Annotated in this window: 12 protein-coding genes, 2 tRNA genes and 1 pseudogene; 1 reads left to right on the forward strand and 14 read right to left on the reverse strand. The window is 42.6% G+C overall.

Going from position 1 to position 14,438, the window contains the following annotated elements; all coding sequences use genetic code 11:
- Window positions 1-142: 142 nt before the first annotated feature.
- The 5 genes from Q0R37_RS06215 to Q0R37_RS06235 are packed head-to-tail and all read right to left on the reverse strand — an operon-like array spanning window position 143 to window position 3,703.
- Complete coding sequence (locus tag Q0R37_RS06215) at window positions 143-991, reverse strand: type II CAAX endopeptidase family protein (protein ID WP_294752511.1); 849 nt, start codon at window positions 989-991, stop codon at window positions 143-145.
- A complete protein-coding gene (locus tag Q0R37_RS06220) occupies window positions 981-1,688 on the reverse strand; it encodes an ABC-2 transporter permease (protein ID WP_294752513.1) in 708 nt (235 codons plus the stop codon). Before Q0R37_RS06220 ends, Q0R37_RS06215 begins: the two co-directional genes overlap by 11 nt.
- Window positions 1,688-2,449, reverse strand: a complete 762-nt coding sequence (locus Q0R37_RS06225; protein ID WP_294752515.1) for a hypothetical protein — start codon at window positions 2,447-2,449, stop codon at window positions 1,688-1,690. Before Q0R37_RS06225 ends, Q0R37_RS06220 begins: the two co-directional genes overlap by 1 nt.
- Window positions 2,449-3,327, reverse strand: coding sequence for an ABC transporter ATP-binding protein (locus tag Q0R37_RS06230; RefSeq protein ID WP_294752517.1), 879 nt, complete (start codon window positions 3,325-3,327; stop codon window positions 2,449-2,451). The genes Q0R37_RS06225 and Q0R37_RS06230 overlap by 1 nt, the downstream gene beginning before the upstream one ends.
- A gap of 1 nt (window position 3,328) precedes the next feature.
- Entirely contained in the window at window positions 3,329-3,703 is a 375-nt protein-coding gene (locus tag Q0R37_RS06235) for a GntR family transcriptional regulator (RefSeq protein ID WP_294752519.1), read from the reverse strand.
- 319 nt (window positions 3,704-4,022) lie between these two features.
- On the opposite strand from Q0R37_RS06235, the gene Q0R37_RS06240 reads away from it, so the two are divergent.
- Window positions 4,023-4,448, forward strand: a complete 426-nt coding sequence (locus Q0R37_RS06240) for a DUF1893 domain-containing protein (RefSeq protein WP_294752521.1) — start codon at window positions 4,023-4,025, stop codon at window positions 4,446-4,448.
- A gap of 102 nt (window positions 4,449-4,550) precedes the next feature.
- Here Q0R37_RS06240 and Q0R37_RS06245 read toward each other — a convergent pair whose 3' ends face one another.
- The 9 genes and pseudogenes from Q0R37_RS06245 to Q0R37_RS06285 form a co-directional block, all read right to left on the reverse strand.
- Entirely contained in the window at window positions 4,551-4,760 is a 210-nt protein-coding gene (locus tag Q0R37_RS06245) for a YbaK/EbsC family protein (protein ID WP_294752571.1), read from the reverse strand.
- Between the two features lie 16 nt (window positions 4,761-4,776).
- Window positions 4,777-5,406, reverse strand: a complete 630-nt coding sequence (locus Q0R37_RS06250; protein ID WP_294752523.1) for a flavodoxin family protein — start codon at window positions 5,404-5,406, stop codon at window positions 4,777-4,779.
- A 125-nt stretch (window positions 5,407-5,531) separates the two neighbouring features.
- Window positions 5,532-6,557: pseudogene (locus Q0R37_RS06255) on the reverse strand (aldo/keto reductase).
- Between the two features lie 173 nt (window positions 6,558-6,730).
- On the reverse strand, window positions 6,731-9,871 hold the full coding sequence (locus tag Q0R37_RS06260; RefSeq protein WP_294752525.1) for a serpin family protein: 3,141 nt from the start codon (window positions 9,869-9,871) through the stop codon (window positions 6,731-6,733).
- 131 nt (window positions 9,872-10,002) lie between these two features.
- On the reverse strand, window positions 10,003-12,138 hold the full coding sequence (locus tag Q0R37_RS06265; protein WP_294752527.1) for a serpin family protein: 2,136 nt from the start codon (window positions 12,136-12,138) through the stop codon (window positions 10,003-10,005).
- A 24-nt stretch (window positions 12,139-12,162) separates the two neighbouring features.
- Window positions 12,163-13,131: a hypothetical protein gene (locus Q0R37_RS06270; protein WP_294752529.1), complete on the reverse strand. Its 969-nt coding sequence runs from the start codon at window positions 13,129-13,131 to the stop codon at window positions 12,163-12,165.
- The gene (locus Q0R37_RS06275; protein WP_294752531.1) at window positions 13,118-13,672 is read right to left on the reverse strand and encodes an RNA polymerase sigma factor; all 555 of its coding nucleotides are present in this window, start codon (window positions 13,670-13,672) and stop codon (window positions 13,118-13,120) included. The genes Q0R37_RS06270 and Q0R37_RS06275 overlap by 14 nt, the downstream gene beginning before the upstream one ends.
- 500 nt (window positions 13,673-14,172) lie before the next feature.
- Window positions 14,173-14,261 (reverse strand) — tRNA-Ser (locus Q0R37_RS06280).
- Between the two features lie 4 nt (window positions 14,262-14,265).
- Window positions 14,266-14,350: transfer RNA gene (locus Q0R37_RS06285), tRNA-Leu, on the reverse strand.
- Window positions 14,351-14,438 lie beyond the last annotated feature (88 nt).

Here is a 14,438-nt window from a genome sequence, read left to right on the forward strand (position 1 = left end):
CATGGATTGATATTGATTTGGAAATAAAAAAAGAGACATATTACGCAAAGGAAAAACAGCATGACTGAATCACCAGTGATGCGGCGCTCATATATTATATAGAAACAGCTCCCTCACGGGAGCTGCTTTCTTCGTATCGTTATTATGTTTTAATCTCTTTTTTCTTGTTTTTCAAAAGTAATATCATAAATATCACAACTATGACAAGCAAAGGTAAATATCTCACAACATCTGTCCATAATGGCAGAGAAGCATCTTCGGGGATATTGCCCTGTACTAAAAGACTCATGACAGCGCCTTGACTTTCATTGTACATAAAATGAGCGATCACCGCAGGAAATACACTATCTGTCTTTTTTGTCAGCCACATCAGGAACGCCCCGAAGCAGGTAAGCATTGCAAGCCTGCCGAATGTTGAAAAGAGCACTTCTGAGAACGTGCCGTTTCCGTCAAGATAGCCTGAGATATCCATAGGGAAATGCCACAGTCCCCATACGATACCGCCGACCAGACAGGTACCTACCGTACCGAGCAGCGGCTCCATTTTCTGATTCATATATCCACGCCAGCCAAGCTCCTCACCGAGCAGACCAATAGACTGCACAGCGGAAAATGAAATGAGTAGAAATGCATTTGATAGAACATTGCCGAAAGTGAATCCCCCAAGCCAGTCAGCATGACCGCTAACAATGACAGGGAGCAGAAACATTGCGGAAAGACATATCAGAGGAAGTCCAAATGCAAGCAGATAATACCTGATATTGCCTGTAAGGTGCATATGCAGTTTCATATCGCGGAAGCCCTCTTTGGTAACAGCTCTTGCGATAAGGCTTGCTATCGCAGGAGAAAATGAAAATATCATATATATGATGTAGTATACCGTATTTGATTGGTGCATGAGCTTGGCGCACAGAATGTAAAACAGCATGAAAGCAAATACGATCAGCAGATAGATACCGAGCCGTTTCGCATTTTCTTTTTTAGTGGTCATACTGCTCCACTCCTTTCAGATACAGCCTGCAAGTAATGCGGTAGGAAAGATAGTACAGCGCAAGACATACTACTAGACAGACCGACAGTATCAGAGAGCCATTCTGTACATTGAATACCTTTTTGCACATCTCAATGATCGTATCAAAATGCTCTGCATTCAGTATCATTAATACTGAAATGACAACAGCTCCCGTGACCATAAAGATCATTTTGATAATACTTCCTTTTTTACTTCCAAAACGATAGACAAAAGGAATGTCAATGGCACGGGAAAGTATCTGCACAAAGCAGAGTGGAACGGCAATGCCGCTGACTTCTTCAATCTCTGTAATTCCCATATCTGCTGCAACAGCACAGTATCCTCTGTCCACACATTGCAGTGAAAACAGAAACAATACCACCATAGCAAATATCATCTCATACTTCAAACGGAGAAAGCCCTTGTAGCCTTCAGGTGTTGCAGTTATCCAATAGCCCCACAGCTTGCGGTCATCGCCGCGCAGTACCAGCATCTGCAATGCACCTGCCACAAGAAATCCTGCTATCAGTCCACCGATACGAAGCGGAGCATTACCTATATTAGATATTTCTCCACGCATCAACAGAAGAACAAACAACGGAGCAAATCCGCAAAGTATCATAGATAGAATAAACCATCGATTTTGCTTCCATTCCTTGTAAACCAGACCTGTCATTACGGCTCTCTCCTTTCGTGCGACCGCCACATCGCAAGGAAGAATAATACACATAAAACAACAAAAACGGCTAATATGCAAAGCGTTGTTTTCCCAGAACACAGAATAGTTTCAAATTTGTTGACCGCTTCTTCCGAGATCATAACATCGTCCTCAGCAGGCTTCCCAGCTTTATTCATACCGGGAAACAAGCCAAATACTCTGAATACAAATCCTGCACCGACAAAAGCAAGTACGCTTATCAGCTTCAATTGGTTTTTATCCTTTGCGCACATCATGATATAGCTGTAAGCAATATCGACCAGCATCACGGCACAGACAGCGCCGAGATAAATATTCAGCATATAAATGATACCGAAATTGGAATAACCCGCTGCTGCAGTGTATACAAATTCAAAAGCCCATGATAACAGTCCGAAGAACAGAATATAGCATAGCTTCGTCAGAAGATCGGACAGAGCCTGCTGTTTTGCTGTCGGCGGCAGAACAAAGGAATATCTCTTCCACCCCGAACTGATGTCCGCTTTCTGTAAGCCGTTATTCGTGCCTGCCATAAATCCGCCTGTCAGTGCTACTATTCCCACAAAAAGAGGTATCATTTCTAAAGGCGATTCCTCACCTTCGACAGGTTTGAAGATAAAGACGAGTATAAGTGGAGTCATCATCAGCAACGCCAGCAGCAGAAACAGTATCAGCATAAGAATAAATCGTTTGCGTGTCAACATTAATTCACGATATATCAGCGATCTGTACAGTTTCATTACGACCACTCCTTTGCATCACGGTGAACATAGTAAAGCATGATATCGTCAAGGCTTGCAGGATCTATCACGCAGTCACGATATTTGCAGGAAGCACTCTCACGGTTAGTCACCATGACCTCTGCACCAAAATTGTTGGTGCGTATGCTGACGATATCCTCAGCGTCTATCTCTTGTATCTTGTCTTTGTCGCATTTGAGGATACCGTGCTTCTCGATAATTTCATCCTTGTAGCCTGTGAGAAGTATCCTGCCTTTGTCAATGAAAGTCACCATATCGGCTATCTTTTCAAGGTCAGAGGTAATATGCGAGGACATCAGGATAGAGCGCTCGCCGTTTTGCAGATACTCCATAAATATGCGCAGTATCTCGTCACGTACAACAGGGTCAAGTCCTGTAGTCGCTTCGTCCATAACAAGAAGCTCTGCATTATGAGATAGGGCGCAGGCTATCTGCAATTTCATTTTCATACCCTTGGAGAACTGGCCTATTCTCTTTTTCTGGGGGAGCTGAAAGCGCTCAATATAATTTAAATATGCAGCATTATCCCATTCAGGGTACATACCCTCGAAGATTCGTGCCATATCCTTTGCATAGAACACATCATGGAACGGCAGCTCGTCAAACACCACGGCGATACGCTTTTTTATTGCATTTTCGTCCTTAATATGGTCAAGACCGAGCAGTTTGATCTCGCCATCATTTATATCGGTAATGTGGAGCAAACTGCGAATAGTAGTAGTTTTGCCAGCACCATTTTGCCCAATAAAGCCCATTATACACCCCTTAGGTATATCAAAGCTTATATTATCCAGCGTAAAGCCGTCATATTTTTTAGTAACACCCTTGATCTCAACAGCGTTTTCATAGTAATTCATATTATTCCCCTCCGTTAACAAGGTCAAGCAATTCGTGAAGCTCCTCCATCGTGACGCCTATCTTGCGTGCTGAATCGCCTGCTTCTATTAGCAGGGATTCTATACGCTTGATCTGCTCCTCACGATAGAGCTCCAGGTTCTGCGCCTTTACGAAAGAGCCTTTTCCCGTGTAGCTTTCGATAAAGCCATCACGTTCAAGCTCCTCATATGCGCGTTTGGTTGTCATAAAACTGATACGGAGCTCGGTTGCGAGAATTCGCATAGAGGGCAGAGCTTCGCCCTCCTTTAGCTTTCCCTCCAGTATCATAGTCTTTATCTGGTTTGCTATCTGTATATAGATAGGCTCACCGGATGAGTTACTGATGTTAATATTCATTTTTAGTGTACACTCCTTGTGGTTATATAACTTTACCTGCTTTCCGGACAGCAAAGTCTAAATTGTATAACTACCTTTTATACAATTATATCAACTGCGTTACACTTTGTCAAGGGTTTTTAAAAAATATTTTGAAAATGATTAATGAATAGACATTGTAAGTATTCTTCAAATTCTAAATTAACAGCACAAAAAAAAACAACAGCTCCCTCACGGGAGCTGGCTTCTTTAATAGCTTTGTACCACCAATAAATTTCGTGTGATTTTCGTGTGATTTCGTGTGATTTTTGACTAAAAATCAGTCACACGCAACTGCAAAATGCATTTAAAACTGCTTTCTGTAGGCAACAGAAAAGCCTGTATTTCGGTGTTTCCCTCGAAATACAGGCTTTTTAATTCTGGCGGACAGAGAGGGATATCGCCTATGATGAGATTTATCGATGAGAATGAAGATCTGTGCGGCTATTCTGTTGCCGACGTTATCGTAGGCAAAGCATCGGCAATTTTGTTTGTTAAAGCAGGTATATCAGCCGTTCATGGCAAAGTAATGTCTGAAAGCGGAAAAGCTTACCTTGAAAGTCATAGTATTCCATGCACATATGATATCCTAACCAAGCGTATAATTAACCGTCATGGTACGGATATATGTCCTATGGAAAAGACCGTGGCAGAAATTGATGATGCCGAAATAGGCTATATAGCGTTAAAATCACGACTGAACGAAATAAAAAAGCTATCTCTTTGATTGAGCTTGTGAAAAGCTATTGAACCAAAAATGTAATTATTGCCTCTTGAATAATAGATTATAGGTATAAAAGGCAATTCTCTCCTAGGAAGGCTGTAACTATCATTCTACCGGCAAATCTATAAATGCGGGCTCGTGCTCAGCCTCTCGAACGTATCTGAGCATATCATCACGGAGCAGGCGTACTGTTGATGTATTGATACCGGGATGTCCGCAGATGTATTCATCCTTCATCAAATCATTATCGATAACAAGCTGAATGTTGTTGTCTGTATCAAATATAAGCTCCAGTGCTGATACAGAACCAGGGATAGTATATACTTACCTCTTATTTCAGATCATCTCTCACAAAATGTGTTGGATTCCATACTTCCTTTTTTGGAAGATCATATTTCTCCTTACCGAGAGCTATTGACTTCATCAGGAAAGACATATTCTTTGCAAGATTTCTCATTGTCTGCAACCCTTCAGCGTCAAAAGCAGCTTCGCCCTGCAATCTGCCGTAAACACTGTTCCAGTATGTGCTTGAAGCAACAGGCATACCGCAGATAGTGAAGTATTTGTTCAGCTCGTCAAATGTCGACGAACAGCCTCCGCGTCTCGCAACAACAACGCTCGCACCGACCTTCATGGTCTTGTCAAAGTGAGAACTGTAAAACAATCTGTCAAGACAGGCAATGAGAGTTGCATTTGCCGAAGCATAATAAACAGGAGACGCAACGATAAGACCATCCGCAGCTTCAAACTTAGCTGCAATATCATTTACCTCATCATTGAATACACAGCGTCCAAGCTCGGCGCATTTACCACAGGCAATACATCCGCAAATATCCTTATTGCCTATCTGACAGACCTCGGTCTCTATTCCCTCAGTATCGAATGTTCTGACCATCTCTTTCACTGCGACAGATGTGTTGCCATCGGTTCTGGGGCTTCCGTTGATTATAAGTACTTTCATTGAATCTTCCTCCTTATAATTTCGCTGAACACATTTCAGCATAAATATCATCAATACTGAGAAACGCCTGAATGTAAAGTGATTTCCGCCCATAAGGGCGGAAATAATAATTATCCATGTATCATCTATACTTCATCAGGATGCTCTCCCGACCATCCTCTCTCAGGGAGACTTGAAAGGTAGGACATATCGTCTTCAGCAATCCTGAAACCAAATATATCAAGATTTTCCTTCATTCTTTCCTTTGATGAAGCTTTCGTGATAACAGGAATACCTCGCTGATTAAGATATCTGAGCAATAATGCAGCATTTGTGCAGCCGTATTTTGCGGCTATATTTGATACTGTACCGTCATTTATAAGTTTTGCTCTGCCAAGCGGGCTCCATGCCTGTGGAAGTATGCCCTCTTTTCTGAGGTAAGAAAGCGTATATTCCTGCATATAACCAACGTGGAGTTCAAGCTGGTCTACCATAGGACGGATTCGTGCGACTTCTAAAAGAGGTCTTATATGGTGCGGAAGGAAATTAGACAAGCCTATGGCCTTTACTCTTCCCTGCTCATATAACTCCTCCATTGCCGCCCATGAGCCGCTGACTTTTTCAAACTATTCATCATCATTCCCGTCACTCTTAGGCCAGTGTATAAGATACATGTCAAGATGATCGGTTTTAAGCTTACGGCAGGATTCTTCAAATGATCTCAGCGTTTTATCCCTGCCAAGATCAGTATGCCATACCTTGCTGCACAGGAAGATCTCATCTCTCGGAATACCCGAATGTTCAATAGCTTCACCGATCTGTTCCTCGTTTCCGTATACTCTATCAAAAATAGTAGCAATATCATCGCGACCTTGAGGTATATATACAATAAAGCCCTCTCGTCCTCTTGTAAGCAATACCCTATAGCTATTATTTCTGTAGGTTATTTTTTCGTCATCAGTGCCTTTGAACTTCCACTGATCATTAATCCATCTGGCATCATTGCCCCATCCAACAATTGGCATATCTATTTCCAATCCTTGACAGTCAAATTCTATGATTGCAACAGAAAGAGCGCAACAAGAGTCAGGGTGATTTGATTCCTTGTTAAACCAAGGAGCAACCTGCCAGCGTCGGTACGAACCATCAGGATATAGTTTCGCTCTATCTATTCACATTTAAATGCTGATCGTCACGCTCAATTTGTACAGGAACTCCAAGTAATCGTCATGGAAACATAATATCTTATATGAACAGCAGCTCTATTGTGGGAGCTGCTTCTTGTAATCTGAAAAAACCCGGCTAGGCCGGGTTTTTCATTGTTTTTTCCTTTAGTTTGAAAAATTTATTCTTCAATCATGGAAGCAGCACCTATAAACAGCGGGATATTATTCTTATCAACTATCATGTATACAAATGGTCTGTCCAGATCAATGGTGATCTCTTTCTTTTTTTGTGGTGACATACCGCCCCAGCCGTCCATTCCTACGGAAGTTACAGCAGCAGCCTTTGTGCCGCTTTCGGTTACTTCTATCTTTGTTTTGTGCAGCACATCGCCGATATAAAGAATGGGAGCGTATGGAACAGATGCATCATAAATTTTTGTGAAGTCAGCTGTATGGTAATCAAAAGCAGTAGTCATTCCCATTTGTTTGAGTACATCTTTCAGAGATGTATCATAGCTGTAATCGAATTTTGGCATTATAACAGTGAGATCATATTCTGAGGGATCTTCGCATTCCTTCAGATCGTCAAAGAGCTTTTTTGAGTCAAGGCCGTTTACATACCCGATGATATCCTTATCACGTGGAAGTATTCCAATGAAGCTGTAATTTCCGTTTATATAAGGCTTTTTGAAAGCGTCGGCATCACCGAGGTCGAAATATTCATACTCAGTATTTCTCATTTTTGTGACATCATGCTCAACGCCTTTAAGGTCAGTAAATTTTCCGTTGTAGGTGTTGGTATATTTGTTTGCCCAGTCTGCCTCAAAGTAAAGGGTATTGATAAGCAGCATAAGTTTTTCAATATCGCCTACGGGGTCGAGATCTCCTTTGTTCAGGAGAACAGGTATCATGCCCTTTGTATTGGTATTTACCCAGCTGTTCACGTCCTTGACGGTCGAATCGTCGAAAGCAGACTTGTATATCTCCGAACTGTAGTACTTTTTATTTGTCTCAAGGAATTTTTCATTTACCTTGAATTGCTCTGTATTTTTGAACCATACGGAATTTGCAAGGTAGACCTTTTCATTCTGCTCGTCGGGAAGCTCATTCATATAGTATGCCATATACTCGTTGATCTGATCTATTGTCAGACCGTTTCCGAGAAGCTTTTCCATTTCATCTCTTGTCTTGCCGTCAGCACCGTTTGCAGTCATTGAAAGAGCTGTGGATATTGACATAGGTGATATAAGGAAATTCTCTTTTCCCTGTTGAGTAGGATCAAAACAGTTTTTCAGCAATTTCACGCCAAGATCCATTTCTGCATATGCGAAATCATCGTCAGAAACTTTTCCCTCGGAGGCTAAGACATCGACTTTATCGTCAAGACGTATGCTGCCGATCTCGGTAACTACATTGAACTCTTTTTGTATACCGAGTAGGAAATCCTGCAACTGCCGCAGGTCGTCACCGTCTATTACACCATTAAAGTTGATATCGCCGTTGAGCAGCTGATCCTTACTGAGCTTTTCAGTGGTATTGCCTGAAAGCTGTTTTCTGTAGACGATCGCGTCATATGAGTCAACAACACCGTCATCGTTGATATCGCCGTAGTAATGTATATCGGGAGATTTTACTGATATCACGCCCTCGAAATTATATACTGCGCCGCTCTTATACTGACGGTCGGCTAATTCAGGAAAGTAACTATACGAAAGTACACTTATGGTAGCCTTAGAGCCTTCGTGCAGCATTGAGAGAAGAGAACGATTCTTTTCTATGATCTCAGTTTGCCAGTCGGTATCATCGGGGTCTGTATCAGGGGGCAAGGTATTGGGATAGAAGAATAGTTCTATGAAGGACATTCCAAAGCCGCCCCATTCCCACGCCTTATTATCTGAATTGTTCATTGAAAGGGTGACAGAGCAGTATTCTTCCGAGACGCTCACGTTCTGTATATTTGCGTCCTCGAAAACATATTCATAGGCTTGCAGATCAGACGTCTTTGCTGCGGGAGCTTTGCTGCTGCCAAAGCTTATATCATTCCGTGTAAGATCTAAAGTACCCGCTGCACCGCAGTTGTGGAAGGAGAGCTCAACGGAATATACTTCTGTACCGTTGGAGAGCTCCTCTATATTGCTCATATGCGCATAAACGTCAATGCTGCTGCCATAAGATGCAGAATCGCCTGTATCCTTTCTGACTGCAATGTAGCTTTCCTCATTGTAAGAACTGAATTCTCCTCTGTACCTGTATAAGCCCTTATAGAGGTCGTATTCATGCCCGTTGGCAGTATATGTCTTTACAAGCTCAGCATTAACAAACGAAAGCTGATTGCCTATGCCCATGGATTTTTCATAGCTCCCGAAAAGCTCTTCCACACTCATGCCCGATACTTTTTCGGCTATACTGAATGATATGCGCTTGTCAGGATCAATATCATGCAAATAGAATTTATACACGATACCGTATTTACCTTCAAGGCTGTCGCTGACCCGATAATCAATGGAGATATTGTTTTGGGCATTCAGTTCATAGGCGGAAGTTCTTGACAGATTTTTCTCCACATACGAGTCAACACAATTTTCAGTATACATTAATTCGTATTCCTTGGCGTTTATGGTAAAACAGCCATTCGGACGGGCGGTCATTTCACTTCCGCGCATTACATAATACTCGGGAGAATAAAAATCATAGCCGTCCAAAATGATATAACCCATGTAACGCTTTGAGATCTCGGAGTATACCTTGCATGAGATCTCCTTGTCCTTGTTTTGCAGTGCGGAAAGCTCACAGTTACAGTCATAATTGCTGCCGTCAAGAGCTGCGCTGCTCAGTTTACCCGTTACGAGCCCAAAATGCTTTGCGCTCTGTATAAGCTCGTAAAACGGAAATGCAAAGCCTTCGGCAGGGAGACTTTCTTCACTGCATACATGATAGAATATGTAATCATTATGATCTGTCTCTATCTCGGCAAGGGTGGTATTGTACATTATACTTCCCTCTTTTCTGGCTACAAGATATGTTTCGCCGTCTGCTTCGACAGTTCCTGCGTAATTAATGATCTTCTGAGTTTGCAGATCATTTTCGGTGATATTTTTGAATTCAAGTGTGCTGTCAGGAGCTTCCATAACTATCTTTGCATAGTTACATGCGCCAAGCTTATCAATGGTACCGACGGTCCTGTCTGCATTGGTACTTCCATTACTTGTTATTCCCGAAAGCTTCGCATTAGCCGTAAGCGAAACTGTCGGTATAGCAGCCGTCAGAAATAAAGCAGCTGTGACTGCCGAAGCAGCCCGTCTAAAAAAATTCAATGCCATAATACACCTCCATAAAAAAACAGATAATATCAGAATAGAGTTTTCTATAATGATTTTACATCATTTACTGTAACAATACAAGCCGATTATTGTCGATTTTTGAACATCTCGCCATTTTTCTCCGAATAAGATCACTTTTCTCCGAGCTGAGTTGCAGCACCGATGAATAACGGTACATTGTTCTTATCAACTATCATGTACACAAATGGTCTGTTCAGATAAATGAAAACTTCTTTTTTCAGATCAGGCATACCTCCGCCGCCATACAATCCCACAGATGTTACGGCTGCTGCCTTTGTGCCCTTTTCGTTCAGCTCTATCTTTGTTTTGTGGAGCACTTTGTCTATCCACAATGCCTGAGCACCGTCAACGGAAAGGTCGTTTATCTTTGAGAAATCAGCCGTTCCGCCAAAGGCTGTGGGCATGCCCATTTCTTTGAGTATATCGTTGAGAGACTTCTCGTAGTCATACTCAAACTTGGGTATCATTGTATAAAGGTCCACGGACTCAGGATCCTCACATTCCTTCAGCCCATCAAAGAGCTTCTCTGCGTCAAGGTCATTTACATATTCAACTATATCATTATCACGCGGAAGTATTCCCACAAAGCTGTAATTACCACCTGCATAAGGCTTCTTGAAAGCATCGGCATCGCCGAGGTCGAAGTATTCGTACTCCTTGCTGACAAGAGACTTTATGGTACGCTTTTCCCCATTGATATCCGTAAAAAAATCATTGTTTGCATGAGTGTATGGCTGCTGCCAGTCTGCCTCGAAATAGAGAGTATTCAGAAGCATCATGAGCATTTCCTTTTCCTCGGTGGGTTCAAGGTCTCCGTTTCTGAGTATAGACGGTATCATGCCGTTGGTGTTTCTGCTTACCCAGTCATTTATGTCTGTGACTGTATTATCGTCGAAGGGCGCCTTGTACAGCTCTGCACCGTAGTATTTCTTGTTCTGCTCAAGGAAGTCTTCATATACCTTGAATGAGGGCTTGTCCTTGAACCATATGGAATCGGCGATATACACCTTTTCTTTTTCATTATTTGGGAGCTTGCTGAGGTAATAAGCCATATACTCGTTTATCTGACCGAGAGTAAGGCCATTTCCGAGCACCTTCTCCATTTCACTGCGTGTTTTGCCGTCAGCTCCGTTAGCAGTCATTGCAAGAGCTGCCGAGACGGACATAGGTGAGATGAGCAGGTTCTCCTCGCCTGCCTTGGCGGGAGCAAAGCTCTTTTTCAGCAGCTCGATACCGAGATTCATTTCTGCGGCTGCAAATTCTTCATCAACAGTTTTTCCTTCCGATGCCTGTACGTTTACCTTGTCATCAAGGCGGACTGTGCTCATTGAAGACGGTATATCGATAGTTGCAGGATCCAGGTTGAGCAGCTTTTTCTGTATGGCCTGTGCATCGCCGACTGTGAGTCCGTCACCGTTCATATCTCCGTTTGATTCGCCCTGTTTTGTCAGATGATTATCTGCTGTACCGTCCAAGCCGTACTTATTGGGATTTGCAAGAGCCTGCATTATAAGAACTGCGTCCGCCATATCGACATCACCGTCGCAGTTTGCATCGCCCTTAACTACAGCGGGAACATCTCCTGTTATAATTGCATTTTTGCTTTCAAGCTCAATGATCTCATAGCATGGGCTGAGCTGGACATAGTTCAGTGCGGCAGCTATGAGCATATTGCTTTTGTCAGGACCTTGTGCATTAGCAGGATACAGACCGAAGCTCAGATATCTTCTGTATATCTTGCCGCCCTCAGCGTTTTCTTCTGTCCGTATCTTCCAGCCGTGGCCGTCCAAAAGCCATACTTCGCTGTTTGGCACACCGACTGAGTTGGCAATGTAATATATCTGCTCTGTGATACAGCCGTCATCTTTTGTCAATTCTTCAATATCGGCGGATTCGTTGACTATAGTTTCTCCGTCTGAGTTCACAAATGTCGCTTCGGGCCTGAGCACTATCATAATAGAACATTCTTCAAGAGCCTCTGCAACCTTTTCTTTAGTCCATACGGAGTATTTCTTTTCATCTGTCATACCCTTTGCGGCAAAAAGTGCAGATATCTCATCTTCTGACATTTTCTTCATGTCATCAAAAGTGTATTCGCTGCCCGTATCTTCTGTAACAGCGTCCAGAGTTACAGTGTATCCGTCCTCGCTGTCAGCATTGTCTGCGTTTGCCAAGACCAACGAAGACGATGAGGCTGTCATTAATGCTGCTATCATTGCGGCAACGATTCGTTTGTTTGTTCTCATAAAAAATCATCCTTCCATAAAATATTATGCCTGAGGTACAGTTTGAATTATTATATCCAGATCTGCATTTGGATTGTAATATAGGTAATACCCATCATTCCCCATAAATTTTATAGCAACAGCACCTGCAGCGGTAATGCCGTTTACGCTATACACACCTGCTACGCATTGCATTTGCTCCCCCGCTATCATCTGACCGCTTAGCATATCTGCATCGTCTATCCACTCTCCCACATATTCGGGAGATATCATGTACAGACTGGTATAGACGCGGTCATATCTGTAGATATAGGCATAGCAGTATCTTTGGTTTATGGGAAGCTGTTGCCATTGTTCCTCGCTGCTGTATTCACTACCTGCCTCGCCGCCTGTACCGTCGCCTTCAGTGTATCCACCACCTTCAGTGTCTCCCCCGCCGCCAAAGCCTCCAAAACCGCCGTGGTTCCAGTCTCCGTTACCGTTCCAATTCCAGCCGCCTGTGCTAATCGGTTCCGTCGTTATCTCCTGAGTTGTGACAGGGGAAGTGACTGTCTCCACTGTAGTTGTCGCGGTAACACGAAGTGCTGACGTCACTGTAGTATGAACAGCCGAGGTGACAGCCGTAGTCATAGCATTGGTCGTTTTTGCGTAGGTCTGTTCGACTATTGCTGCCTTTTCTGTTGTAGTGGTAGATGTCGCAGATACATTTGTTTTAGTAGTTGTTTTGGCAGTTGTTTTTTCAGTCGAGATCAGTTTTGTGACTGATTCTTCTGTGCCATACGGAACTGTTGTGCCAATTGAGATTGAACCGCCTGTTATAACACTTTCATCAGTTATCGTGTCAATTGGCTTTCTGTAATTCTTCACAGCTGCAAAGCATATCACCACAGCACCGCAAATCCCCGCAGCGGCTGGTATAATTCGCATTGCCAGCGCTTTTCTGCGCTTTATCTTTTTATCATGTTCGTTTCGGACTTCAAGTATGTATTGAGCTGTTTCTTCATATGTTTTCATAATTGAAGCCCTCCTTTTCAAGTTCTGTTTTGAGTGCTTTCCTTGCATTATACAGGAGATTCTTTATCTGTTTGACCGATCTGCCCGTTATTTTGGCGGTTTCCTCGTTGCTGAAGTCCTCAAAATAGGTCAGATACAGCACCTGCTGATAGTCTTCTTTAAGCCTGCATATCGCATGACGAAGATTGATCCTTTGTTCTGTCACAAGGTAACTTCGTTCAAGATCGGCCTCATCTGCAATTTCAATGCATTCGTTCAGTGATACGTTTTTGCGTCTCAGCAAACGTCGTTTATGATCAACGGCAATATTTCTGCCGATAGTATAAAGCCATGTCTTGAAAGAGCTTTTGCCGTTGAATTTCGGCTTCTTAATGGCAAGCTTTATAAATGCATCCTGCATACATTCCTCCGCAGAACCGATATCATCAGTATAGCTGCGGAGATAAAGCATAAGACCATCTCGGAATTCACGGACGATCTCGACCATACCACTGTCATCACCTGCAAGGAAACGGCGGTAGCTACTTTCACCGTTGTCCATCGTTCTGGCTCCTTTCGCGTCAGATCACGTGCTCTTACTTATTAGACGTTACGAGAGTGTGAAAAGACTAAGCGAATTTTATGTTAAAATAAAAAAATATATACAACACATTGTTTGCCTCTTAATTATAATTTATCATTTATTCTATTTATTGTCAATGGATACTTAAAACAGGTCACAGTATACAAATTACTAAAGTAATCTATATCAAATCCGTTAAAAAAACAACAGCGCCCTGACGGGAGCTGGCTTCTTTTCTTATCGTTATACTGTCTTTCGTCTTGTGTAAAATCAAAAGCTCGTCTTTGACAGACGAGCTTTGCATAGAATTAGAACAGCCTTTCAGGTTTATTCGTGTGATTTTTCGTGTGACTGACCCTGCATTTTCGTGTGATTTTATGCAGTTTCATTATCACACGCGCATTTTTGACTGCATTTGCATAGACAGCAGAAAAGCCTGTATTTAGCGTTTTCTGCTAAATACAGGCTTCTTAAAAGAGCGGACAGAGAGGGATTCGAACCCTCGTAACGCTATTAACGTTAACACGAGTTCCAGTCGTGCGCCTTAGACCAGCTCAGCCATCTGTCCATCATGGTGCGAGTAATGGGACTTGAACCCATACGTCTGTCGACACACGCCCCTCAAACGTGCCTGTCTGCCAATTCCAGCACACTCGCAAAGTACTTAAATATTATACATCAAATCAAAATAAAAGTCAAGCATTTTTTTATAAAAATATGTTTATACTAATAATACACTAAAAAC

This window comes from uncultured Ruminococcus sp. (assembly GCF_946415235.1).
In the GTDB taxonomy this organism is placed as follows: Bacteria; Bacillota; Clostridia; order Oscillospirales; family Ruminococcaceae; genus Ruminococcus.

Excerpts from the sequence above, each read along its gene's own strand:
- Q0R37_RS06215 (WP_294752511.1), bottom strand. The coding sequence starts at position 991 with ATGACCACTAAAAAAGAAAATGCGAAACGGCTCGGTATCTATCTGCTG.
- Q0R37_RS06220 (WP_294752513.1), bottom strand. The coding sequence starts at position 1,688 with ATGACAGGTCTGGTTTACAAGGAATGGAAGCAAAATCGATGGTTTATT.
- Q0R37_RS06225 (WP_294752515.1), bottom strand. The coding sequence starts at position 2,449 with ATGAAACTGTACAGATCGCTGATATATCGTGAATTAATGTTGACACGC.
- Q0R37_RS06230 (WP_294752517.1), bottom strand. The coding sequence starts at position 3,327 with ATGAATTACTATGAAAACGCTGTTGAGATCAAGGGTGTTACTAAAAAA.
- Q0R37_RS06235 (WP_294752519.1), bottom strand. The coding sequence starts at position 3,703 with ATGAATATTAACATCAGTAACTCATCCGGTGAGCCTATCTATATACAG.
- Q0R37_RS06240 (WP_294752521.1), top strand. The coding sequence starts at position 4,023 with ATGCATTTAAAACTGCTTTCTGTAGGCAACAGAAAAGCCTGTATTTCG.
- Q0R37_RS06250 (WP_294752523.1), bottom strand. The coding sequence starts at position 5,406 with ATGAAAGTACTTATAATCAACGGAAGCCCCAGAACCGATGGCAACACA.
- Q0R37_RS06260 (WP_294752525.1), bottom strand. The coding sequence starts at position 9,871 with ATGGCATTGAATTTTTTTAGACGGGCTGCTTCGGCAGTCACAGCTGCT.
- Q0R37_RS06265 (WP_294752527.1), bottom strand. The coding sequence starts at position 12,138 with ATGAGAACAAACAAACGAATCGTTGCCGCAATGATAGCAGCATTAATG.
- Q0R37_RS06270 (WP_294752529.1), bottom strand. The coding sequence starts at position 13,131 with ATGAAAACATATGAAGAAACAGCTCAATACATACTTGAAGTCCGAAAC.
- Q0R37_RS06275 (WP_294752531.1), bottom strand. The coding sequence starts at position 13,672 with ATGGACAACGGTGAAAGTAGCTACCGCCGTTTCCTTGCAGGTGATGAC.